The sequence below is a fragment of the Rhizobium sp. NFR12 genome (genome assembly GCF_900108545.1).
In the GTDB taxonomy this organism is placed as follows: domain Bacteria; phylum Pseudomonadota; class Alphaproteobacteria; order Rhizobiales; family Rhizobiaceae; genus Neorhizobium; species Neorhizobium soli.
Window position 1 is genome coordinate 629,101 of record NZ_FNWM01000002.1, and the last position, 22,269, is coordinate 651,369.

Sequence of the window (22,269 nt, forward strand, 5' to 3'; positions counted from 1 at the left end):
GCCATCGGTCACGGCCGTCTGGTGATTCTCTCCCGCAACTGAGGTGGTCACCAGTTCCTCGACGCGTCGCGGAACGCTGATTCCCGGCCCGTTTATTAAGTGTTGGTTAACGCTCGAAACCAATGCGATGAAACGTTGCAACACTTTTGCAAATAAACACCAAAAACGCGCATCGAAGCTTGTGATTTACTTGTCACAATTGGGAAGGTCTCGTAGCTTCGGGACATGAAGCGCGTCGGTTCGTCGCCGTTTCTTGAGTCGCGGGGAGGGGCAGATGTGCTGGCTCCAGCAAGCTACTCACCCCTTTTGAAACTTTGACTGGAGGTCAAATATGAACATCAAGAGCCTTCTTCTCGGCTCCGCTGCAGCTCTCGCAGCAGTTTCCGGTGCCCAGGCCGCTGACGCTATCGTCGCTGCTGAGCCGGAGCCAATGGAATACGTTCGCGTTTGCGACGCTTTCGGCACGGGTTACTTCTACATCCCAGGCACGGAAACCTGCCTCAAGATCGGCGGTTACGTTCGTTTCGACGCAGGCTATGCTGATGCCTACACGCCAAACAGCGATGGCCTGTACACCAACAGCCGCGCGCACATCTCGCTCGACACAGCTTCCGACACCGAATGGGGTGCACTGAAGACCCGTATCGTAGCTCGTTTCGACTACAACCCGCACAACTCGGCCGCTGGTTTCGAAGAAAACACGCGCACGCGTCTGATCGAAGCCAACATCACTTGGGGTGGCTTCCTGGTTGGTCTTGCTGACTCGCAGTATTCGTCGTTCTCCGGCTACGCTGGCGACGTCATCAACGATGACGTGATCTCCTACGGCCCGTTCGAACTGAACCAGGTTACCTACACCTTTGACGGTGGCAACGGCTTCAAGGCTGTAGTCTCGCTCGAAGACGACGGCACCAACGACAACGACATCCCAGGCGGCGCAAGCGATTGGCCGGATGCTGTTGCCGGTATCAAGTACGACAGCGGCACGTTCGCTGCTTCGCTCGTCGGTGGTTACGACGAGTCGCAGGAAGAAGGCGCAATCAAGGCGCGCATCTCCGGCACCTTCGGCGCATTCTCGGCCTTCCTTCTCGGCGGCTGGAACACAGACGGCGACACCACCAACAAGTACGCGCCTGGCGACAGCGTCGGCACGAGCTGGGGTGACTGGGCTGTTTGGGGTGGCGCAGGCTACAAGTTCACCGACAAGGTTGCTGCAAACGTACAGCTTTCCTACACGGACAACGAAACCTTCGCAGCAACTGGTAACGTTCAGTGGACCCCGGTTTCCGGCCTCCTGATCCAGCCAGAAATCTCCTACACGAGCTGGGATGCAATCGACGAAGACCAGTTCGCTGGTATGGTTCGCCTTCAGCGCACGTTCTGATCCTTTAAAAGGATTTGGTTTTACGAAAGGCCCGGCTTCTGCCGGGCCTTTTGCGTTTCGGCGTTTGATTCGGCCGGCCGCTGGATGATTCGCTGCAACGCAGCATCGTCCGCTCTTCAGCGATTTAGAACACACGAACAAACTGATGAATGCTTGCAACACCGACCGGTTCGATTGAGGCGCTAATGGACACAACAGTGCCGATTTCGTTGCCGCAAAGTTGATCGACGACTAGCGTCTCGGCAGCCGACCACGCGACTCGGGGTGATTCCTGCTTCCATGGACGACCTTGTTTTACGACATGCATTGTTTCATCTGCGTTTGTTTGGAGATTACAAAATGAACATTAAGAGCCTTCTTCTTGGCTCCGCTGCTGCGCTCGCAGCAGTCTCCGGCGCTCAGGCCGCCGACGCCATCGTCGCCGCCGAACCGGAACCCATGGAATACGTCCGCGTCTGCGACGCGTTCGGCACCGGCTACTTCTACATTCCAGGCACCGAAACCTGCCTCAAGGTCGGCGGTCGCGTCCGTTTTGATGCCGCTTATGGCAGCGCTTACAGCCCGGATGCCGATGGTCTCTACACCAACAGCCGCGCAGAGCTCTATCTCAGCACCGCTTCGGACACCGAAATGGGCACGCTGAAGACCAACCTCACGGCGCGCTTCGACTACGATCCGCATAACCCGTCTTACGGCTACGAAGAAAATACCCGTACGCGCCTGATGGTTGCGACGATCGAACTCGGCGGCTTTGCGGTCGGCCTGCAGGATTCGCTCTATGAATCCTTCATCGATTACGCTGGTAACGTCGACAGCGACGACGTCATCAATTACGGCCCGAGCGAAGTCAACATGGTTGCTTACACCTACAAGGGTGGCAACGGCTTCTCGGCATTCGCCGCTCTCGAAGACGACGGCCAGAACGACAACGACACCGCCGGTGGCGCCAGCGACTGGCCGAATGTTGCCGCTGGTCTGAAATACGACACAGGCAATTTCATGGTCGGCGTAACCGGTGGTTACGACGAATCGGCTGAAGAAGGTGCCGTCAAGGCACGTGTCGGCGGCAAGTTCGGCGCTTTCACCGCCTTCCTGATGGGTGGCTGGAACAGCGACGGCGATAGCTTCAACTCCTATGCACCTGAAATCATTGATGGCTTCGGCTGGGGTGATTGGGCCGTCTGGGGTGGTGCCGGTTACGAGTTCAACGAAGACCTTGCTGCCAACATGCAGGTTTCCTACTCTGATAGCGACGTCCTTTCGGCTGTCGCCAACCTGCAGTGGACGCCGATCCAGGGCTTCCTGATCCAGCCGGAAATTGCCTACACCAAGTGGAACAACGCCACGCTCGACGACGAAGCATGGTCGGGTCTCTTGCGCTTCCAGCGCACATTCTGATTTCTGCGATCAAACGCGAAAGGCCCGGCATTGCCGGGCCTTTTTGCATTTTGGGGTGTGATCAGACGAACCGGGCGTTGGAAGATAAGATTATCGGCGCCCCAACCGCAGGTCTGTCACGATATCCGACGTCTGTCCGAGCCTGACCTTGTAGACTTGGTAGTTCTCCATTACCCGCTGCACATAGTTGCGCGTTTCGGGGAAGGGGATGCGCTCGATCCAGTCGACGACTTCATCGATCGGCTTGCCGCGAGGATCGCCATAGCGGGCAATCCACTCGTTCACCCGTTTCGGCCCCGCATTGTAGGCGATAAATGTCATGATGTAGGAGCCGCCGAACGTCTCGATCTGCTCCCCCAGATAATGGGCACCGAGCGTCGCGTTATAGCCGGCATCGCTGGTCAATCGGTCTGCCTTGAAGGCCAGCCCGTGGCGCCTCGCCACGCCCTGGGCGGTCGTCGTCAGGATCTGTAGCAGCCCGCGGGCGTTGGCCGGTGACACGGCTGTCGGATTGAACGCGCTTTCCTGACGGGCGATCGCGTAGGCAAGCGCCTTGCCGGACCCCTCGATATTGGCAGCCGTTGGAATGACGCCGAGCGGATAGGCAAGCGCTGCAACGTCGATGCCGCGCGAAAAGGCACTCTTGCCGATCGAGAGCGACAGCGCATGGTCGCCCTGCGCTTCCGCGCGTGACGAAAGCAGCGCGAGTTCACCGGGGCTTGTCAGCTCTTCGCCAAGTGCCTTGTAAAGCGCTGCCGACCGGCGATCGTGGCCGGCGGCGTCCAGTCTTGCGATAGCCCGAACGGCCTCGCGGTTTTCGAACATCTGCCGGTCGGCTGCCGATGGCGTCGGATAACTGACATCGAGCGTCCGCGTGCCCAGCCTTGCGGCGGCGAGCTGGCCATAGAATGTGCCGGGGAACCGGGCAGCGCGGCTGTAGAATTCCGATGAGGAACCCGGTCCGCCAGCTTCCGCGGCGCGTCCGAGCCAGTAGAGCGCGCGCGATGCCGAGAGCGGACGGCTCGAGGCGGCAAGAATCCTCGAGAAATGCTTTTCGGCTGTGGCCGGATCGTTGAGCGCCCGCAGCGCGTACCAGCCCGCATGGAATTCCGCATCCACCTTGTCGGTGGAGAGAGCCGCAATTGGGTCGGACACCGTCCGGTAGGCCAGCCTGACATCGCCGAGATCGGCGAGCCCGCGGGCAACGATTCGCTGCTCGTTCCACCATTCGCTGGTGTTGATCAGACGGCCCGCTTCGCGCGGAGCCTTTGCAAGAAGCGCTGCGGCCTCCTGGTACTTGTCCTGGCGGCGCAGATATTCGATCCGCACGAACAGGGTAGCCGGATCGCTTGCCAGCGAACGGTCAATTGCCTCGATCGCCGGTCCTGCCGTCTTTGCGTTGACGATGACGGCGTTCCACGCCTTGTAGAGCGATTGCGAACCGCCGAGCTCGGCAAAGCGCTTCGCCTGCGCGCCGCGGCTGCGGTACATCAGGTAATCCATCCGCGCCCGGTGATCCGCAGGCGAAAGAAGCGCAGAAAACTCGGCAAGGATCCGGTCTTCCATCGGCTTGTCCAGCGGCTCGGATGCCCAGATGTTTTTCAGGATGCGCCCGGCATCGGCATGTTTGCCGCTTGCCACCAACGCCCTCGATAGAATGACGGCACCTTCCGGCGTTTCCGGTTTCGTCGTGCCGAAAGCGGCAAGCACCTGGGCCGGCGTCGGGTTTTCGCGGTAGAGCGCGCGTTCGGACTGCGCCCGCAGGGTGGAAAGCCCAGGCCATCCGACGAGCCTGCGCTGCGCAGCGGCAATTTCGCTCGAAGGAATACCGCGGGCGCCCGAGGTGGCAATCGCCCAGGTCAGGATCTTTTCGTCGAGCGAGCCTTCCGGCAGGCTGTCGCGCATGGCGATCGCCTGTGAGGCATCGTTGTCGGAGAGTGCATCGAGACCGGCCTTGAGAGCAGGGGCGGGAGCGGGCGTCGCAAGCGGCCGGTTCATCCTGGGGATTGCGCCGGTAATGTCCGGCACGGGAACCAGCGCCGGAGTGGCCGGTGGTGTTGTCGGTGGCGCAGGGACGGGCGTCGGAACGGTGGTGAAGCCCTGGATTGCAGCGGGAGCGTCCGGCCTCACGAATGGCAGCGGTGCGACGCCTGCATTGGAACCTGGAGGTGCAGCGTAAGCCGGCAGGACCGCGACGCTGATTGACAGCGCTGCCCAGAGCGTCTTGAGGATTACAACGGGTTTGCTCATCCGGCAACTCGCGACAACGATGTTTCAGACCCCTTATTAGCTGCTGACAAGCTTAACAAAACCTTACCACAGCGGTCACGATCGCGCGAATTCTTAAGTGGGATTTACGCTGAAAACCCATGTACTTCCGCTTGTCGCCGCCCGGTCGCCGATTTATGGTGCCCAGCCTTATAGTCGCGGATTACGGCCGAAGCATGGATTGTACCATGCCCTTCGGCCTTTGGGAGTTTTGCATGTTCAAGGGATCGATCCCCGCTCTCGTCACCCCCTTCTCCACCGACGGCGCGGTGGACGAGGATGCTTTCGCCGCGCATGTGGAGTGGACGATCTCGGAAGGCAGTTCCGGTCTGGTCCCGGTCGGCACGACCGGCGAATCTCCGACGCTCTCGCACGACGAACACAAGCGGGTCGTTGAACTGTGCGTCGAGGCCGCCCGCGGCCGCGTCCCTGTCATCGCCGGCGCCGGGTCCAACAACACCCGCGAAGCGATCGAGCTTGCCCAGCATGCGCAGACCGCGGGCGCCGATGCGCTTCTGGTGGTCACACCCTATTACAACAAGCCGACCCAGAAGGGCCTGATCGCGCATTTTTCCGCGGTCGCCGAAGCAACCGATCTGCCGATCATCATCTACAACATTCCCGGCCGGTCGGTCATCGACATGACCCCGGAAACGATGGGTTTCCTTACCAAGGCCTACAAGAACATCGTCGGCGTCAAGGATGCGACCGGCAAGATCGAGCGCGTCTCCGAACAGCGCATCACCTGCGGGTCGGAATTTGTGCAGCTGTCCGGCGAGGATGCGACGGCACTTGGCTTCAACGCCCATGGTGGCGTCGGCTGCATCTCGGTGACGGCCAATGTCGCGCCGCGGCTTTGTGCCGAGTTCCAGGCCGCCACGCTTGCCGGCGATTATGCCAAGGCACTCGAGTATCAGGATCGCCTGATGCCGCTGCACAAGGCGATCTTCATGGAGCCCGGCGTCTGCGGTTCGAAATACGGGCTTTACAAGGTCCGCGGTCTGAACCGCGCCGTCCGCTCTCCACTGATGTCGACGCTGGAACCGGCGACGGAAGCTGCCATTGATGCAGCACTGCGTCATGCGGGTATCCTGAACTGAAGCCGCAGCGCTTCACTTTTGCTGCCTGGCGCATTACATAGAAATCGAACCCCGCTCATCGCCCATGGGCGGGGATTGTGTTTCAGATGAAGGGCGACGGAAGATTTCAATGGCCCCCAAAGGCAGCCAGCGCACGGTGAACAAGATTGTCGCGGAAAACCGCAAGGCCCGCTTCAATTACGAGATCCTCGATACCTACGAAGCCGGCATCATGCTGACCGGCACCGAGGTCAAGTCGCTGCGTGACGGCAAGGCAAATATCGCCGAGTCCTACGCCTCCGACGAAGGCAATGAAATCTGGCTGATCAACAGCCATCTTCCGGAATATCTGCAGGCCAACCGCTTCAACCACGAGCCGCGCCGTCGCCGGAAGCTGCTTTTGTCGAAGCGCGAGATCTCCCGCCTGCGTGTCGGTATCAACCGTGAAGGCATGACGCTGGTGCCGTTGAAGATCTACTTCAATGAAAAGGGTCGCGCGAAACTCGAACTGGCGCTCGCCAAGGGCAAGAAGCTGCACGACAAGCGCGAGACCGAGAAGGAACGCGACTGGAACCGCGAGAAGTCGCGGCTTTTCAAGGCCGGTTGAGGCTGACCCGTCGGTCGTCGCGTTAAGCGCGTGCTCGAGCGAGCTTGAGAACCCTCACTGCGGAACAAAACCATACATCGCCCGTTTCAGCTCGTTATTTTGGGGCAAGTGGGCGATGACGAAAAAGCAGATCTTTACCTACATCACGATTGTCATCGGCTTCGGCGCCGCCGGCTACCTTCTGTACCACACGTTCCGCGAATACTCGCTCAGCGACATAGTCCAGTCCGTCCGGGATATCCCGACCTACAATCTCGTCATGGCGGGCCTGTTTGCCGCCGGGTCCTATGTCTGCCTGTCCGGCTTTGATTGGGCTGGCGTGCGCTACGTGAAGAACGACCTCTCCTATCCCAAGATCGGCCTTGCCTCCTTCATCGCGCTGTCGATCGGCCAGAGTGTCGGCCTGTCGGGTCTCAGCAGCGGCGCGCTGCGCTATCGCTACTATCATCACTGGGGCATGAGCACCGAGGACGTTGCCAAGATCGTTCTGTTTTCCGGTGTCACTGTCGGCATCGGCATGGCCGTTCTGTCGGGCATCGTGATGATTATCAATCCGAAGGATGCCGCAACAGTCCTGCGGCTGTCGGAGGCGATGGTCATGGGGATCGGTTTTGCCTGCCTCGCCGTGACGGGTGTATATCTCATCCTCGCGGCAACGGTGCGCGCGCCTTTGAAGATCCGCTCCTGGAGCTTTGAAATGCCGACGCTCAGGATCGCCATCGCACAGGTGGTAATCGGCACGATCAATTTCGCGCTCGTATCCGCCTGTCTGCGCGAAGTCATGGCAGCGAGCGCCGATGTCAGCTACCTGAAGGCCGCGACCGCGTTCGTGCTCGCCAATCTTGCAATCCTCATTACCCATGCGCCCGGTGGCCTCGGAGTCCTCGAGGCAACGGTTCGTCATGTAATGGGCGACCAGGCGTCGATTGGTTCGCTTGTCGCGTTCCGAGTGATCTACTTCTTCATTCCGTTCTTTATCGGGCTTCCCCTGGCCCTGATCGTCGAGGGCGTGTTTCGTGCACGAAAGCGCAGCGCCGGGCAGGGGGCGTCATCTTCGGTGACGCCGGAGCCGCATTCGGCCTAGTCGTTTTCCCCAACAAAAAAGGCGCCGTCGAACGGCGCCTTTCTCATTCCAGGGATGATCTCAGCCTTCGGCCGGTTCGGGAGCAGGCTCCGTCGGCCGTGGTGCGCGTTCCGATGGATCGCGGCCCACTTCGGCTTTCAGTGTCATCAGATCGATGAAATGATCGGCCTGCCGGCGCAGGTCGTCGGCGATCATCGGCGGCTGCGTCTGCATCGTCGAAACGACCGAGACCTTGCGACCGCGGCGCTGCAGCGCTTCGACAAGATTGGTGAAGTCGCCATCGCCCGAAAATAGCACGAGATGATCAACGGTCTCGGCCTGTTCCATCGCATCGATCGCGAGCTCGATATCCATGTTGCCCTTGATTTTGCGGCGGCCAAGCGAATCCGTGAATTCCTTGGCGGGCTTTGTCACAACCTTGTAGCCGTTGTAATCCAGCCAGTCGATCAGCGGCCTGATCGACGAATATTCCTGATCCTCGATCAGCGCCGTATAGTAATAGGCACGCAACAGATAGCCGCGCTTCTGAAAAGCCTTCAGAAGCTTACGGTAATCAATATCGAAACCAAGGCTTTTCGAGGCCGCGTAAAGATTAGCACCGTCGATAAAGAGAGCTATCTTCTCTCTTGGGTCAAACATATGTCTCCATCCCCTTCAAGCTGCTTGACCAAGGACCCGTCAAATGAAAAGTTGAGCCGATCGCTTAGGTATTTATCGGTTAAATTACCAGCTAATCATATAAATGTCATTTATGGTAGGATTCGCTTTTATCCAAGCAACCTTTCGTTGAATCTGGCCAGAGTCATCGCCACCACGGTCGGCGGCATGCGGCAGTCGGCATGAATAAACTTGAATTTCGCCGGCAATGGCTGTATCGGGCGTAGCAATTCCGAAAATAACGACCGCAAAGGACAGGCAATGGCCCGTGTCACAGTAGAAGATTGCATTGACAAAGTCGATAATCGTTTTGAGCTGGTGCTTCTCGCCAGCCACCGTGCCCGCCAGATCTCGCAGGGCGCAGCGATCACCATCGATCGCGACAATGACAAGAACCCGGTCGTCGCACTGCGCGAAATCGCCGACGAAACGCTGTCTCCCGACGACCTGAAGGAAGACCTGATCCATTCGCTGCAGAAGCATGTCGAGATCGACGAGCCCGAGCCCGATCCGGCAACCCTGATTGCTGCCGGCAGCACGTCGACAGCCTCTGGCAACGACGAGGAAGACGGCGCCGCGGAAACCGTCAATTTCGACCAGATGTCGGAAGAAGACCTTCTCGCCGGTATCGAAGGCCTTGTGCCGCCGGAAAAGAGCGACGATTACTGATTGATGCATTGTTTGGGCAAGGGACAGTTCATTCTCTCGCCCTAATCTGTCTTGATATCTATGATGGCCGCGCTGATCTGATGGTTGGCGCGCCATTTTTATTTTGTTGGACCCGGTATCGAGGGCATTTCACGGGATGATGAGGCAGTACGAGCTTGTTGAGCGGGTACAGAAGTACAAGCCCGAGGCCAACGAAGCTCTTCTCAACAAGGCCTATGTCTACGCCATGCAAAAGCATGGCCAGCAAAAACGCGCCTCTGGCGATCCCTATATCTCGCATCCGCTCGAAGTGGCTGCCATCCTCACCGACATGCATCTCGACGAGTCGACGATCGCCGTCGCGTTGCTGCACGACACGATCGAGGACACGACGGCGACCCGCGCCGAGATCGACGAGCTGTTCGGCGAGGATATCGGTCGTCTCGTCGAAGGTCTGACCAAACTCAAGCGTCTCGATCTCGTCTCGAAAAAGGCCAAGCAGGCCGAGAATCTGCGCAAGCTACTGCTGGCGATCTCCGACGACGTGCGCGTGCTCCTGGTCAAGCTTGCCGACCGGCTGCACAACATGCGCACGCTCGACCATATGAAGGCCGAGCAGAAGGCACGCATTTCCGAAGAGACGATGGATATCTATGCGCCGCTGGCCGGCCGCATGGGCATGCAGGACATGCGCGACGAACTCGAGGACCTGTCCTTCCGCTACATCAACCCGGAAGCCTATGCGACTGTCACCCAGCGGCTGGCCGATCTTTCGGCCCGCAACGAAGGGCTGATCAAGAAGATCGAGGACGAGCTGCGCGATCTTCTCGTCGCCAACGGCCTGCCGGACGCCGCCGTCAAGGGACGCCAGAAGAAGCCCTATTCCATCTTCCGCAAGATGCAGTCGAAGTCGCTGTCCTTCGAGCAGCTTTCCGACCTCTACGGTTTCCGCATCGTCGTCGACGACGTCGCCTGCTGCTACAAGGCGCTCGGCATCGTTCATACCCGCTGGCGCGTCGTGCCGGGCCGCTTCAAGGACTACATCTCCAACCCGAAGCAGAACGACTATCGCTCGATCCACTCGACGATCGTCGGCCCCTCGAGGCAGCGCATCGAATTGCAGATCCGTACCGAGATGATGCAGGAGATTGCCGAATACGGGATCGCCGCGCATGCGCTCTATAAGGACGGCCAGTCGGGTGGTGCCAAGGGCGACGATCTTCTGCCCAAGGAATCGAGCGCCTATTCCTGGCTGCGCCATACGATCGAGTCGCTTGCCGAAGGCGACAATCCGGAAGAATTTCTGGAGCATACCAAGCTCGAACTGTTCCAGGATCAGGTCTTCTGCTTCACGCCCAAGGGCAAGCTGATCGCGCTGCCGCGCGGTGCCACGCCGATCGACTTTGCCTATGCGGTTCATACCAATATCGGCGACACCACGGTTGGCGCCAAGATCAACGGCCGTATCATGCCGCTTGTCACCCGGCTGAACAACGGTGACGAGGTGGAGATCATCCGCTCGGGCGTGCAGGTTCCGCCGGCCGCCTGGGAAGAAATCGTCGTCACCGGCAAGGCCCGCTCGGCCATCCGCCGCGCTACCCGCATGGCGATCCGCAAACAGTATGCCGGCCTCGGCTATCGCATTCTGGAGCGCACCTTCGATCGCGCCGCAAAGACCTTTACCCGCGAGGCGCTGAAGCCTGCTCTGCATCGGCTTGCCCACAAGGATGTCGAGGATGCGATCGCTGCCGTCGGGCGAGGGGAGCTGTCGTCGCTCGACGTGCTGCGCGCCGTCTTCCCTGATTTCAAGGACGAACGCGTTACCGTGAAGCCGTCGGCCGATGACGGCTGGTTCAACATGCGCAGTGCGTCCGGCATGATGTTCAAGCTGCCGAACCAGCCAAAGGCACCGCTGGAGGATGCCCAGGCGGCCGTCAATGCCGGCGATGTCGTTGCGTTGAGCCCGGAACCGGTTCCGATCCGCGGTCTTGCCGGCAATATGCAGGTGCGTTTCGCACCGAGCGGCGCTGTGCCCGGAGACCGTATCGTCGGGATCATGGACAAGGGCGAGGCGATCACCATCTATCCGATCCAGGCGCCGATCCTGCAGCACTTCGATGAGGAACCGGAGCGCTGGATCGATGTGCGCTGGGATCTCGACGAGGCCAACAAGTCTCGTTTTCTGGCCCGGATCGACGTCAACACGATCAACGAGCCAGGCACCCTTGCGACGGTCGCGAAGACAATCGGCGGTCTCGACATCAACATCCGATCCTTGTCGATGGCCAGCAATCGCGCCGCCGATTTCTCCGAGATCGCCATGGAAGTCGAAGTCTGGGACGTGCGCCAGCTCAATCAGCTCCTGACGCAGCTGAAGGAACTGGACTGCGTTTCCAACCTGAAGCGTGTCTACGACTAGACCCCAGCCGATCGTCGACGCGGACTGCCTGTTTTGAGTGCGCTCCCTTTGAGAGGGTATGCATTCAATGCAGGGCTGGGAGGTAACCCTTGCGTTGGTAAAGCCCGCTGGTTCAGCCTATATCTGCTGCACCGCAACATTTACCGAAAGAGACGTCAGATGTTTACCTCCGTCCGCAAGTTCGCCCGCGTCCTGCGCGGCCCTTCCGTCCAGGAACGCGAAATGGCATACCTCAACGAAGCCTGCGATCGCCTCGATCTCGAGCACCGCGTTCGCCAGATCGACCGTGGCATGTTCCGCAAGTCCATCTGAATTCAATGACATGACAGCGGCTCGGCCGTCTGTCGTGCAGTAGATCTATCCCGGGGGCCGTGCGCGAAGCGGCCCGATGCCAGCGGCCAATTTTCGCCATCATCTTGGGCTTCCGCTACGAAGACCGTTCCGAACTGAGATGATGGTTCTCGGATCCTTGACCGGACCGAACCAGAAAGAAGCTGCTTCATGCCCTTTCGGCGCCGCAAAGCCCCGACCTTCCGAGAAAAGCTGCATCGCGCAATATTCCCCCCGAAGGGGTTCCGCCGTGTGCTCGGATATTACCGGCTCAAGATCTTGCGCATCGGCGGTTCGCCGCATGCGGTTGCTGCCGGTCTTGCGATCGGCATGGTCAGCGCCTGGACACCCTTTCTCGGCTTCCACATCCTTTTTGCGATTCCTTTTGCCTGGGTGCTGGGCGGCAGCATGGTCGCTGCGGCGCTTGGCACGGCCTTCGCCAATCCCGTTACTTGTCCCATCATCTGGCCCCTTACGTGGGAAATCGGCCAGTTCATCCTTGGCCGCGCTGGCGGCGGCGAAGCGCGGCCGGTCGATCTAGCGGCGCTGTTTTCCCAGCTCAAGCTATCGGAACTCTGGGACCCGATCCTGGAGCCGATGCTGATCGGCTCGCTGCCTCCCGGACTGTTCTGCGGACTGCTTGTCTATGTCGCGACCTATTTCGGGATCCGCAGTTTTCGCAACAGCCAGACGGAGCGTCGCCTTGCCCGCCGCAGCGAATATCAGCAGGCCTATGAGCGGGAATATCAGCCGGGGAACTTGACGGCGCAGCCGGCAGACCGCAAGTCAGTCGATGCTTGAGAAAGAGGGACTTTGATGATTATCGGCATGGGCAGTGACCTCATCGACATCCGTCGAGTTGAAAAATCCATCGAACGTTTCGGGGAACGGTTCACCCATCGTTGTTTCACCGAGATCGAGCGCGCAAAGTCCGATCGTCGGAAGAACCGCGCAGAATCCTATGCCAAGCGGTTCGCCGCCAAGGAAGCCTGCTCCAAGGCTCTCGGCACCGGCCTTGCAAACGGCGTGTTCTGGAAAGACATGGGCGTTGTCAACCTGCCGGGCGGCAAGCCGACCATGGTGTTGACGGGTGGCGCGGGCGAGCGGCTGGCGGAACTGATGCCCGCCGGTCAGGAGCCTTTCATCCACGTCACGATCACCGACGAGTATCCCTATGCGCAGGCCTTCGTGATCATTGAGGCGCGACCGGTGGCCGCTCCGTGAGCGTACCCGAATTTGGCGAAGCGGTGGCCCATTGCCGCCGCTCTGTGAAGACGCTAAAGCATGTCCCGCAAAAGCGCGCAGCGGTTTTGTAGCTACAAGGTGCCACGCAGGAATGACCTGAACGGCGGGCGTGATCTCTCGAAGATTGCGGCACGTTTCACACAGGTAGCCATCCGCCGTGAAGAGAGAGATTGAAATACGTGTCCGATAACGCCGAGACGAAGCCGCAGAATGCCCTTTGGGAAAACATCAAGGTCATCATCCAGGCCTTGCTGCTGGCTATGGTGATCCGCACCGTCCTGTTCCAGCCCTTCACGATTCCGTCCGGCTCGATGATGCCGACGCTCCTGGTCGGCGACTATATCTTCGTCAACAAGTTCGCCTACGGGTTCTCAAAATATTCGATGCCGTTTTCGCCGGACCTGTTTGAAGGCCGTGTCCTTCAGTTCAGCGAGCCGAAGCGCGGCGACGTGATCGTGTTCCGCCTGCCGCAGCAGCCCGAGATCGATTACATCAAGCGCCTGATCGGCCTTCCCGGTGACCGCATCCAGGTTCGCGACGGCGTGCTCTTCGTCAACGGAGCCGCTGTACCCAAGCAGGGCGACGGCGCTTTCACATCCGACTACCGCTCCGATCCCGGCACCAACGTTCCAGTCTTCCGCGAGACGCTCGACAACGGCGTGACCTTTGACACGCTCGACCAGTCCCCAAGCTCGCGCGGCGACAACACCCGCGAGTTCGTCGTGCCGGCCGAACACTACTTCTTCATGGGCGACAACCGCGACAACTCGCTCGACAGCCGCTTCGATGAAGGTCCGGGCATGGTTCCTGCCGAAAACCTCGTCGGTCGCGCCAGCGTCATCTTCTTCTCGCTCGGCAACGACACGTCCTTCCGCGAGATCTGGAAATGGCCGTCCAACATGCGTTGGGACCGTCTCTTCAAGGGCGTTCATTGATGAAACCGCTCTCACTCTCGGAAGAAGAACGCGGCCGTCTCGAGACGATAATCGGCCATGTCTTTTCCGAGAAGCAGTGGCTTGACCGGGCGCTGACCCATGCCAGCGTCGGTCTTGCCAAGGATGCCAATTACGAGCGTCTGGAGTTTCTGGGCGACCGTGTGCTCGGGCTCTGCGTTGCCGAACTTCTGTTCACCACCTTCCGGTCCGCACCGGAAGGTGAGCTGTCTGTGCGCCTTAATCAGTTGGTCAGCGCCGAAAGCTGTGCCATTGTTGCAGACGAGATGGAACTGCACCGTTTCATCCGAACCGGCGCCGACGTCAAGAAGATCACCGGCAAGCGGATGATGAACGTCCGCGCCGATGTGGTGGAGAGCTTGATTGCCGCCCTTTATCTGGATGGCGGACTGGAAGCTGCCCGCGGTTTCATTCTGCGTCATTGGAAGGCGCGTGCGACCCGCGCCGATGGCGCCCGCCGCGACGCCAAGACGGAATTGCAGGAATGGGCACATGCCAAATTCGGTGTGACCCCGTCCTACCGCATTGACGACCGCTCCGGCCCGGATCACGACCCGCGCTTTACCGTGACGGTCGAGATTCCCGGTGTTTCGCCCGAAACGGGCGCCGACCGGTCGAAACGTGCAGCCGAACAGGTGGCTGCCACCCGGATACTCGAACGCGAAGGCGTCTGGCAGAAGACCTCTGCTGAAGACTGATTGGACATCATGATCGAAGACAACACCACCGAAGGCAAAGACGACCAGGCAAACGCCGCGCAGCCGGAAACCGCAGCCGATGAGACCCCCGCGGCTCCGGTTGAAGCCGGCCCGACCCATTCCGGTTTCGTGGCGCTGATCGGAGCGACCAATGCCGGCAAGTCGACGCTGGTCAACCGTCTCGTCGGCGCCAAGGTGTCGATCGTCAGCCACAAGGTGCAGACGACCCGCGCCATCGTTCGTGGCATCGCGATCCACAACAACGCCCAGATCGTCTTCATGGATACGCCCGGCATCTTCAAGCCGCGCCGCAGGCTGGACCGCGCCATGGTGACCACCGCCTGGGGCGGCGCCAAGGATGCCGACATGATCGCGCTCCTGATCGACAGCGAACGCGGCCTGCGCGGCGATGCCGACGCGATCCTCGAGGGTCTGAAGGATGTGCATCAGCCGAAACTGCTGCTTCTGAACAAGATCGATCAGGTCAAGCGCGAGGATCTTCTGGCGCTTGCTGCTGCGGCCAACGAAAAGATCGACTTCGTGCGCACGTTCATGATATCGGCGACGACCGGTTCCGGTTGCGACGATCTGATGGACTATTTCTCCACGACCCTGCCGGAAGGCCCCTGGTACTATCCGGAGGATCAGATTTCCGATCTGCCGATGCGCCAGCTTGCTGCCGAAATAACCCGCGAGAAGCTCTTTCTAAGGCTCCACCAAGAGCTTCCCTACGCCTCGCATGTCGAGACGGAGAAGTGGGAAGAGCGAAAGGATGGCTCCGTCAGGATCGAACAGGTCATCTATGTCGAGCGCGAAAGCCAGAAGAAGATCGCTCTCGGCAAGAACGGCGACGCCATCAAGGCAATTTCGACAGCGTCGCGCAAGGAACTGACCGAGATCCTTGAACAGCCCGTTCACCTGTTCCTTTTTGTGAAGGTCAGGGAAAATTGGGGAGACGATCCACAACGTTTCCGCGAAATGGGCCTGGAATTCCCGAAAAACTGAATGTTTAACCGTTTTTGGCTTGCCGACTCCTTCCGATGCGTTAGCTTGATATCGGGAGAAGGAACTGCTGTCTAATTTCGTATGTTAGTAAATTCGGAAATGCTTAATTGTTATTTCCTAAAATACGCCGACGGGTTACGCTGGTTGTATTAAAGGACTGAGGCGATCTCGGCAAATCGTGGAGGTGGTGCCAGGCATGAGCGATATAAGACGTTTTGATGCCTTCAGTGGTATGGATCTCAGCGATGCGGTTGGGTTCTTCAGCTGGAACGTTCAGGAGAACAAGGTCTACGGCGATCAGGTCTTCGCATTCATCTACGGGGTCCCCTACAGGGACCTCGAGAGCGGCGCGCCGATCGAACAGGTCATTGTCAACGTCGACGATGGCGACAAGCAGCGCGTCGCAAAAGCCCTGCACGAGTCCATCATTTCTGGCAAAAAGTGCCACCAGAGTTATGGGATCACCCATGTGGACGGTCGCCGCGTCACGGTGACAGGGCAGGGACGATGCCTTCGCGACAAGCTCGGCCTGCCGTCGATCTACACAGGCTCCGTTACCGCTGTCGAAGTGGGCAGTGGTGCTCACTCTGGCGATCCACTCAAGACCCATTGTCTCGAGGCTTTGAAAATCGCCAACAGCCGCCGCCACGCGCTTGCGGCCCGCTACCTGTCCTCCGCACTCAACGTGCTGGATGGCGGCAAAAAAGCGTAAAGCATCCATGGTTCGTGCAAATTGCGGCTGCATCCTCCGGTCGTGCACGATGGCTGCAGAATCGCTCCCTTGGACATTCCTGTCAGCCAAAGGGCGCTCGTGATTCGTTACGTAGAACCCCGTAGCAACTTGTCATCTATCAATGTACGCGATTGCTAACGCGATGGTGATGGTACAACTACGCGTCGTATTGGCATAGGGAGCGGACATGGCACGCGGAACGATCGCTTCTGACGAAGCGGATCAGGATTTCATCAACGCGGTGGGGTTCTACAGCTGGAATGTTGCAGAAAACCGCGTCTATGGTGACGAGGTCATCGCCCATGTGTTTGGTCTCTCGATCGAGGACCTGTCGATCGGAATGCCGATCGACGTCCTGGTGCGCTACATCGACGAAGGCGACAAGCAGCGTGTGGCCAAGGCTATCCACATGGCGATCGTCGATGGTGCAGCATACAATGCCGAATACAGCCTGACCCATCCGGATGGCCGTAAGGTTAGCGTTCGCGCGAACGGGCGCTGTCTACGCGATGTCGATGGGCTGCCTTCGATCTACAGCGGCACTGTCATCGTGCAGCCAGCGCTCGCCGAACCGATCCAGATCAGTGATCCACTCGAGAGCCACTGCCGGGCAGCGCTGGATCTCGCTTCAGCGCGCGGCCATGCTCTGGCCGCGCGATATCTGTCTTCAGCACTGAACATGCTGACGCCGGATCTCGGCTGAGACGGAGATCTTACTTCTTGCGCTCCATCAGCGCCTTGACCTCTTCGAAGCGACGACGATTTTCGGGCTCCTGCTCACCCGGGCCGTAGCATGTCTTCGAGATGCAGAAGCGCAGCAGCGTGAATGGAGGTCCACCCTTGCCGAACTCGCAATCGATCTCGTTGGTGAAATCGGTCGGCTTGGCGTCCTGGCGGGTCGAATAGGTCAGACGTGCGCCCGGCGGATCGAGTTCCGGGAAGGACTGCACAATGCCGGTCTTGACGTCTGGAATGAGCAGGAAGTTCTTGGCAACCGCGACGCAGGCCTGTTCAAGCTGCGGCGACTGCGCGGCCGCAGGCGTTGGCAAGGCGAGGCCAAAGGGCATCGCGGCAATGATAGCGGTAGCGAGCAGGGCGTTTTTCATGTGATCTCCGGCAGCGTATTGCTCTTGGCTGTTCGGCGGAGAAATCCGCGGCGAAGGCAATTTGTTCCAGCCCGATCGAGAGATAAATCGAGGGAGGCGCGACAGCCACACCTAGACACCGACAGAGCCCGCAAACCGTGCCGGAAAGACGCAGAAACCGATTCAGTCCCAAGAGGTTATACGGTAGAACTGATCAACGCAGACAGGAAGTTCACCTATCGATGCAGTGGCAGGACGAGGCAATCATCATCGGCGTGAAACGCCACGGCGAGACGAGTGTCATCGCCGAACTGATGACGCGCGAACGCGGCCGCCATCTCGGCATCGTCCGGTCCGGCCGCTCGCGCTCGATGCAACCGGTGCTGCAGCCGGGAAACCGCGTGGAGGTGGTCTGGCGCGCGCGTCTCGACGAGCATCTCGGCGAATTCAAGCTCGAACCGCTGCAACTGCGTGCAGCGAAGCTGATGGAAACCGCAACGGCGGTCTACGGTGTCCAGGCGATGGGGGCTTTGCTTCGGCTGCTTCCCGAGCGTGATCCGCATCCGCACCTGTTTGAGGCCCTCGATATCATTCTCGATGCGATGGATGATCCGTCCGATGCGGGCGAACTCTTCGTCCGGTTCGAACTCGCGGTGCTGAACGATCTTGGTTTCGGACTGGATCTTTCGGAATGTGCAGCGACAGGTACACGCAGCGATCTTGTCTATGTGTCGCCGAAATCCGGTCGCGCCGTGAGCCGCGATGCCGGCGCTCCCTATGCGGACCGCATGCTGGCCCTGCCGGATTTTCTGGGAGAGGGGGCATCCAGGACTGCCGACCGCGACGGCATGGCCGCGGCCTTCCGTCTGACCGGCCATTTCCTATCCCGGCATGTCTATGAACCGCGAGGAATGACCCAGAGTACCGCCCGCGACGGGTTCGTTCAGGCGGCGCTGAAGGCGCTGTCGAGAGCCCCTGAGGATCAGACGCCGCAAGGATCAGGTATCATTCCGCCGGCTGCATGACCGGTTGGCGGTTCACCGTCTTTTCGCGAATGGGCCAGTGTACGGCCGCGGCAAACAGGCCGAACACAACGCCGAACCACCAGACCATGTCATAGGAACCGAGCCTGTCGTAAAGCGCGCCGCCCATCCAGACGCCGAGGAACGACCCTACTTGGTGCGACAGGAACACGAAACCGCCAAGCAGGCCCAGATGCCGCGTGCCGAACATGATCGCCACCAGTCCGTTGGTCGGCGGCACCGTGGACAGCCACAAGAGACCCATCACGGCGGCAAAGATGATGACCGAGGTCGGAGACTGCGGCAGAAGCAGGAAGGCCGTGACGGCGATCGAGCGGCCGATATAGATATAGGCGAGCAGATAGGGTTTCGAGTAGCGCTGCCCGATCACGCCGGCGCCAAGCGAGCCGATGATGTTGAAGAAACCGATCAGGGCCATGGCGATCACCGCATACCGAGCCTCGATGCCGATATCGCGAAGATAGGCCGGAAAATGCGCGGTGATGAAAGCTACCTGAAAACCGCAGACGAAAAAGCCCGAGGTCAGCAACAGGTACGACTTGTGCCCGAAGGCTTCCCGCAGTGCCTGCGCCGCGGTCTGCTTGAACTCCGTCTGGTTCTGCGTGCCGGAGCTGGCATTGCCCCGGAGCGGGATGGCAAGCAGCGGAACAGCAAGCATCATCGCCGACATGATCATCAGACTGTCCGACCAGCCGTAGGCCGTGATCAGCGCCTGGCTGAGCGGCGCAAACAGAAACATCCCGGCAGATCCGGCGGCAGTGCCGATCCCGAACGCTAAGGAGCGCTGTTCGGGCGTCACGTTGCGGGCAAAGGCTGACAGGATCGTGCCGAACGAACCGGCGCCGACGGCAAGCCCCACCATCAGACCGCCGGACAGGTGCAGCATGGGAATTGATTGCGCGGACGACATAAGGAACAGTCCGCCCGCATAGAGGAGACCCGACAGGGCGAGCACGCGGCCGGTACCGTATTTGTCCGCTATCGCTCCGAATATCGGCTGGCCAAGGCCCCAGGCGAGGTTCTGGATCGCCATCGCGAGCCCGAACGTGGTGCGATCCCAGCCCCGATCGGACAACATCGGCAGTTGGAAGAAGCCCATTGCCGAACGCGGGCCGAAGGTCAGCATCGCAACCAAGGCACCGGCCGTGATGATCAGCCAGGGCATCGATGCGCGCGCGGGGTTGGACATGCTTGCCTCCTGAATTGAGGCATTATCCATAGCCGCGCGGGTTTGAAATGGGAAACGACTTTTCCTGACGCGATGCATCACAACAGCTGATGCGACAAGCCTCTTCTACAGCGCGCCGGGCGGCTCGATCGGGGGCGGTGGGACTTTGCCAAGCCGCGATTCGCGCCAGAGCGTGAAGGCGCCGGCGCTGATGACGATCGCACACCCGGCCACCATGTTGATGGTCATCATCTCGCCGAACAGCATCACACCGATCAGGCAGACGAGCACCGACTGTACGTAGAACATCGGCTGTACCGCGACGGCGTCGACGAGCGAGTAGGCGCGGATCAGCAGATAGTGCCCGGTCATGCCGGTAACGCAAAGCGTCAACATCCAGAACCAGTCGGAAAGCGTGATGTGCGACCAGTAAAACGGACCGACCAGCGTGATCGCCGCAGCACCGGCAATACCCGTGTAGAAAAACGCGGTATCGGCCGTGTCGGTGCGGCTCGCGAGCCGGGTCAGCACCGAGTAGAGCGCAAACATCGTGGTGCCGATCAGCGGGATGACGATCCGGAAATCGAATGTCGCATGCAGCGGATTGATGATCATCAGGATGCCGGCAAAGCCGACGCCGATCGCGGTCCACCGCCGCCAGCCGACCTTCTCGCCAAGCAAGGGCACCGAAAGGCAGGCAACGAGCAGCGGCGTCGCCGCAAAGATCGTATGGGTGGCCGCAAGACCGACCTCGGCAAAGGAGAAGATCGACAGCGCGATCTGGAAAACCAGAATGACCCCGCGGGCAATCTGCAGCCACAACCTGTTCGCGGACGCTGCACCTTTGACACCGCCGGACGAGCGACCGGCCACGATGAGCACAAAACCTGCGAAGGCCCAGTAGCGGATCATCGCCACGAAAATGGGAGGATAGGCGCCGCCCAGGTGTTTCGAGATGCCGTCCTGAACCGCGAAGATAATGACAGCAGTCAACGCGAAGAGAAGTCCCGTAGACCGAGATGTCATGATGGTGATCGATTCCAGTGCGGAGCGCGCAAGCGCCGCCGTGACGCCCTACGTTTGTGAGATTGGTGTTCTTGACCGGTTTTGACCTTTGTCAACAAACGCCGATTGGACATGTCTGCCATGCGGTGCCGTCAGAGGGAACCTTCAGACCCGAAAAAGGTATATGAGAAACTGCAAATAGTTCTGGAGACCTCCACTTGAGGTCTTCCCCGTACTGGCGACTGGAACATATGTTCTCAAGGTTGAGTTAGACTTGGGCAAGCAAATCAGGAGAAACGATGCTCACTGGGATGACGGAAGACCAGCGAAACGAATTTCTGGAGCGCATCACCGCGACCACGATTGCAAACCAGGCAATCCTGAAGTGTAGCATCAGCGGTTTTCCTTTGACGGCGGATAATGTTGTCGCCTTCGTTGGCGATTTTCTCGATCCGGAAAACCCGAACCTGCAGGAACTGATCGAAAAAATTGGTCACGCCATCGACGAGGTGCTGGACTGCCAGGGCCAGGCAATGCGCTTGGCTCGGTAAGCTCACGACAGTTCTCAAGTCCGGTAAGGGGACGCGGCCAGACAACAACATGGCCGCTGTTCTTTACCGCTGCTTGATGGCCCAGGCGCCGCGTGTTGAGACCACTTTCACGTCGTCACCAATTGCGATCATGCCGCCGCCGCGCGGCACTGCGTTCCATCCGAACAGCGGGCCGGGAACGCGCCGGTCGGCCGACATGCGCAGGCGACCGAGTGCCGGCATCGGGTTGGCGACATCCCGCGAACCGGTCACCTGATCCTGGGTGATCATGATGCAGCGGGCGCAGGGTTTGACGAGATCGAGACGAAGGCCGCCGATCTCGATAGCCTCCCAATGGTCATCGCCAAAGGCGTCCCCGTCGTCGATGACGATGTTGGCGCGGAACCGGTCCATCCCGACGGCGCCTTCTCCATGCTTCTCCATGTCGGCATTGATCGCCTCGAGCGAGCCGGTGGTCGTGACCAGGACCTGGTATCCGTCGGCAAATGTGACCGGCGTATCGGGTCCTGCCCAGTCGTCGCTTGCGGTCCGCTTCGAACGTTCATCGAAGAAAACAAGCCGCACGTCGCAGCCCAGCCAGTCGCAAAGGGTCGAGTTGACATCCTTGTCGGCCAGCGCGGCGCTGACGATCGAATTCCAAACGACCACATCGGTACGCCGGTAGCCCGGCGGCCGGGTGACGGTGATCTCGCCCTTGCTCTCCATCGAAAACCGGAACCCGTCCGTGTCGGGCAGGACCTGCAATTGCGCCATTTCTGGAAGATCGCGCTGGTTGACGAAATGCCCCCTGGTATCGACCAGCATCAAGCTGCGATCGCCGGGTATGCCCGTGGACGTCATCTGCGTCTCAGTGAGCGAAATGCCGCGGCCGCTCTTCAAGGGGTAGTAGTTGATCTCGCTGACATGCAT

At 59.8% G+C, this 22,269-nt stretch carries 23 protein-coding genes; 17 read left to right on the top strand and 6 right to left on the bottom strand.

From position 1 onward, the window contains the following. Positions 1-331: 331 nt before the first annotated feature. Complete coding sequence (locus tag BLW69_RS10335) at positions 332-1,384, top strand: porin (protein WP_092661800.1); 1,053 nt, start codon at positions 332-334, stop codon at positions 1,382-1,384. Positions 1,385-1,723: 339 nt separating this feature from the next. Next, positions 1,724-2,782: a porin gene (locus tag BLW69_RS10340; RefSeq protein WP_062453397.1), complete on the top strand. Its 1,059-nt coding sequence runs from the start codon at positions 1,724-1,726 to the stop codon at positions 2,780-2,782. 90 nt (positions 2,783-2,872) lie between these two features. Here the strand turns inward: BLW69_RS10340 and BLW69_RS10345 are convergent, their stop codons facing one another. Then, on the bottom strand, positions 2,873-5,032 hold the full coding sequence (locus BLW69_RS10345) for a lytic transglycosylase domain-containing protein (RefSeq protein WP_092661802.1): 2,160 nt from the start codon (positions 5,030-5,032) through the stop codon (positions 2,873-2,875). Positions 5,033-5,265: 233 nt separating this feature from the next. On the opposite strand from BLW69_RS10345, the gene dapA reads away from it, so the two are divergent. The 3 genes from dapA to BLW69_RS10360 all read left to right on the top strand — a co-directional run bounded on the left by dapA (position 5,266) and on the right by BLW69_RS10360 (position 7,820). Continuing rightward, positions 5,266-6,150, top strand: a complete 885-nt coding sequence (gene dapA, locus BLW69_RS10350) for a 4-hydroxy-tetrahydrodipicolinate synthase (protein WP_092662509.1) — start codon at positions 5,266-5,268, stop codon at positions 6,148-6,150. A 109-nt stretch (positions 6,151-6,259) separates the two neighbouring features. Continuing rightward, positions 6,260-6,736 (top strand): SsrA-binding protein SmpB, encoded by a 477-nt coding sequence (gene smpB / locus BLW69_RS10355; RefSeq protein WP_062453395.1) that lies wholly within the window; start codon positions 6,260-6,262, stop codon positions 6,734-6,736. Positions 6,737-6,851: 115 nt separating this feature from the next. Continuing rightward, positions 6,852-7,820 (top strand): lysylphosphatidylglycerol synthase transmembrane domain-containing protein, encoded by a 969-nt coding sequence (locus BLW69_RS10360; protein WP_092661804.1) that lies wholly within the window; start codon positions 6,852-6,854, stop codon positions 7,818-7,820. Positions 7,821-7,880: 60 nt separating this feature from the next. Here BLW69_RS10360 and BLW69_RS10365 read toward each other — a convergent pair whose 3' ends face one another. Then, entirely contained in the window at positions 7,881-8,459 is a 579-nt protein-coding gene (locus tag BLW69_RS10365; protein WP_062453393.1) for a LabA-like NYN domain-containing protein, read from the bottom strand. A gap of 279 nt (positions 8,460-8,738) precedes the next feature. Between BLW69_RS10365 and rpoZ the strand changes: the two genes are divergently transcribed. The 10 genes from rpoZ to BLW69_RS10415 all read left to right on the top strand — a co-directional run bounded on the left by rpoZ (position 8,739) and on the right by BLW69_RS10415 (position 17,211). After that, complete coding sequence (rpoZ, locus tag BLW69_RS10370) at positions 8,739-9,146, top strand: DNA-directed RNA polymerase subunit omega (RefSeq protein WP_062454756.1); 408 nt, start codon at positions 8,739-8,741, stop codon at positions 9,144-9,146. Positions 9,147-9,282: 136 nt separating this feature from the next. Next, a complete protein-coding gene (locus tag BLW69_RS10375) occupies positions 9,283-11,544 on the top strand; it encodes a RelA/SpoT family protein (protein WP_092661806.1) in 2,262 nt (753 codons plus the stop codon). Between the two features lie 159 nt (positions 11,545-11,703). Further along, positions 11,704-11,856 (top strand): DUF3563 family protein, encoded by a 153-nt coding sequence (locus BLW69_RS10380; RefSeq protein WP_092661808.1) that lies wholly within the window; start codon positions 11,704-11,706, stop codon positions 11,854-11,856. A gap of 189 nt (positions 11,857-12,045) precedes the next feature. Next, positions 12,046-12,675: a DUF2062 domain-containing protein gene (locus BLW69_RS10385; RefSeq protein ID WP_062453391.1), complete on the top strand. Its 630-nt coding sequence runs from the start codon at positions 12,046-12,048 to the stop codon at positions 12,673-12,675. Positions 12,676-12,690: 15 nt separating this feature from the next. Beyond that, complete coding sequence (gene acpS, locus BLW69_RS10390) at positions 12,691-13,098, top strand: holo-ACP synthase (RefSeq protein ID WP_092661810.1); 408 nt, start codon at positions 12,691-12,693, stop codon at positions 13,096-13,098. A gap of 200 nt (positions 13,099-13,298) precedes the next feature. Continuing rightward, a complete protein-coding gene (gene lepB / locus BLW69_RS10395) occupies positions 13,299-14,054 on the top strand; it encodes a signal peptidase I (RefSeq protein ID WP_092662510.1) in 756 nt (251 codons plus the stop codon). Beyond that, a complete protein-coding gene (rnc, locus tag BLW69_RS10400) occupies positions 14,051-14,770 on the top strand; it encodes a ribonuclease III (protein WP_062453389.1) in 720 nt (239 codons plus the stop codon). Before lepB ends, rnc begins: the two co-directional genes overlap by 4 nt. Before the next feature lie 9 nt (positions 14,771-14,779). Continuing rightward, positions 14,780-15,775 carry a GTPase Era gene (era, locus tag BLW69_RS10405; RefSeq protein WP_092662512.1) on the top strand — a complete coding sequence of 332 codons (996 nt, stop codon included), beginning with the start codon at positions 14,780-14,782 and terminating at the stop codon, positions 15,773-15,775. A gap of 196 nt (positions 15,776-15,971) precedes the next feature. Further along, entirely contained in the window at positions 15,972-16,487 is a 516-nt protein-coding gene (locus tag BLW69_RS10410; protein WP_062453388.1) for a hypothetical protein, read from the top strand. A 208-nt stretch (positions 16,488-16,695) separates the two neighbouring features. Then, complete coding sequence (locus BLW69_RS10415) at positions 16,696-17,211, top strand: PAS domain-containing protein (protein ID WP_092661812.1); 516 nt, start codon at positions 16,696-16,698, stop codon at positions 17,209-17,211. Positions 17,212-17,221: 10 nt separating this feature from the next. Here the strand turns inward: BLW69_RS10415 and BLW69_RS10420 are convergent, their stop codons facing one another. Then, on the bottom strand, positions 17,222-17,614 hold the full coding sequence (locus BLW69_RS10420; RefSeq protein ID WP_062453386.1) for a hypothetical protein: 393 nt from the start codon (positions 17,612-17,614) through the stop codon (positions 17,222-17,224). A 221-nt stretch (positions 17,615-17,835) separates the two neighbouring features. Between BLW69_RS10420 and recO the strand changes: the two genes are divergently transcribed. Further along, on the top strand, positions 17,836-18,618 hold the full coding sequence (recO, locus tag BLW69_RS10425) for a DNA repair protein RecO (protein WP_092661814.1): 783 nt from the start codon (positions 17,836-17,838) through the stop codon (positions 18,616-18,618). Here recO and BLW69_RS10430 read toward each other — a convergent pair. Together BLW69_RS10430 and BLW69_RS10435 are read right to left on the bottom strand one after the other, a co-directional pair. Next, positions 18,599-19,825, bottom strand: a complete 1,227-nt coding sequence (locus BLW69_RS10430) for an MFS transporter (RefSeq protein WP_162759520.1) — start codon at positions 19,823-19,825, stop codon at positions 18,599-18,601. The genes recO and BLW69_RS10430 overlap by 20 nt on opposite strands. Before the next feature lie 105 nt (positions 19,826-19,930). After that, a complete protein-coding gene (locus BLW69_RS10435) occupies positions 19,931-20,830 on the bottom strand; it encodes a DMT family transporter (RefSeq protein ID WP_062453384.1) in 900 nt (299 codons plus the stop codon). A gap of 278 nt (positions 20,831-21,108) precedes the next feature. Between BLW69_RS10435 and BLW69_RS10440 the strand changes: the two genes are divergently transcribed. Next, the gene (locus BLW69_RS10440; RefSeq protein WP_139283842.1) at positions 21,109-21,360 is read left to right on the top strand and encodes a hypothetical protein; all 252 of its coding nucleotides are present in this window, start codon (positions 21,109-21,111) and stop codon (positions 21,358-21,360) included. Between the two features lie 63 nt (positions 21,361-21,423). Here BLW69_RS10440 and BLW69_RS10445 read toward each other — a convergent pair whose 3' ends face one another. Beyond that, on the bottom strand, positions 21,424-22,269 hold the full coding sequence (locus tag BLW69_RS10445; protein WP_092661818.1) for an MOSC domain-containing protein: 846 nt from the start codon (positions 22,267-22,269) through the stop codon (positions 21,424-21,426).

Coding starts and splice junctions, on each gene's coding strand:
- BLW69_RS10335 (WP_092661800.1), top strand. CDS start 332: ATGAACATCAAGAGCCTTCTTCTCGGCTCCGCTGCAGCTCTCGCAGCA.
- BLW69_RS10340 (WP_062453397.1), top strand. CDS start 1,724: ATGAACATTAAGAGCCTTCTTCTTGGCTCCGCTGCTGCGCTCGCAGCA.
- BLW69_RS10345 (WP_092661802.1), bottom strand. CDS start 5,032: ATGAGCAAACCCGTTGTAATCCTCAAGACGCTCTGGGCAGCGCTGTCA.
- dapA (WP_092662509.1), top strand. CDS start 5,266: ATGTTCAAGGGATCGATCCCCGCTCTCGTCACCCCCTTCTCCACCGAC.
- smpB (WP_062453395.1), top strand. CDS start 6,260: ATGGCCCCCAAAGGCAGCCAGCGCACGGTGAACAAGATTGTCGCGGAA.
- BLW69_RS10360 (WP_092661804.1), top strand. CDS start 6,852: ATGACGAAAAAGCAGATCTTTACCTACATCACGATTGTCATCGGCTTC.
- BLW69_RS10365 (WP_062453393.1), bottom strand. CDS start 8,459: ATGTTTGACCCAAGAGAGAAGATAGCTCTCTTTATCGACGGTGCTAAT.
- rpoZ (WP_062454756.1), top strand. CDS start 8,739: ATGGCCCGTGTCACAGTAGAAGATTGCATTGACAAAGTCGATAATCGT.
- BLW69_RS10375 (WP_092661806.1), top strand. CDS start 9,283: ATGATGAGGCAGTACGAGCTTGTTGAGCGGGTACAGAAGTACAAGCCC.
- BLW69_RS10380 (WP_092661808.1), top strand. CDS start 11,704: ATGTTTACCTCCGTCCGCAAGTTCGCCCGCGTCCTGCGCGGCCCTTCC.
- BLW69_RS10385 (WP_062453391.1), top strand. CDS start 12,046: ATGCCCTTTCGGCGCCGCAAAGCCCCGACCTTCCGAGAAAAGCTGCAT.
- acpS (WP_092661810.1), top strand. CDS start 12,691: ATGATTATCGGCATGGGCAGTGACCTCATCGACATCCGTCGAGTTGAA.
- era (WP_092662512.1), top strand. CDS start 14,780: ATGATCGAAGACAACACCACCGAAGGCAAAGACGACCAGGCAAACGCC.
- BLW69_RS10410 (WP_062453388.1), top strand. CDS start 15,972: ATGAGCGATATAAGACGTTTTGATGCCTTCAGTGGTATGGATCTCAGC.
- BLW69_RS10415 (WP_092661812.1), top strand. CDS start 16,696: ATGGCACGCGGAACGATCGCTTCTGACGAAGCGGATCAGGATTTCATC.
- BLW69_RS10420 (WP_062453386.1), bottom strand. CDS start 17,614: ATGAAAAACGCCCTGCTCGCTACCGCTATCATTGCCGCGATGCCCTTT.
- recO (WP_092661814.1), top strand. CDS start 17,836: ATGCAGTGGCAGGACGAGGCAATCATCATCGGCGTGAAACGCCACGGC.
- BLW69_RS10430 (WP_162759520.1), bottom strand. CDS start 19,825: ATGTCCAACCCCGCGCGCGCATCGATGCCCTGGCTGATCATCACGGCC.
- BLW69_RS10435 (WP_062453384.1), bottom strand. CDS start 20,830: ATGACATCTCGGTCTACGGGACTTCTCTTCGCGTTGACTGCTGTCATT.
- BLW69_RS10440 (WP_139283842.1), top strand. CDS start 21,109: ATGCTCACTGGGATGACGGAAGACCAGCGAAACGAATTTCTGGAGCGC.
- BLW69_RS10445 (WP_092661818.1), bottom strand. CDS start 22,269: ATGCATGTCAGCGAGATCAACTACTACCCCTTGAAGAGCGGCCGCGGC.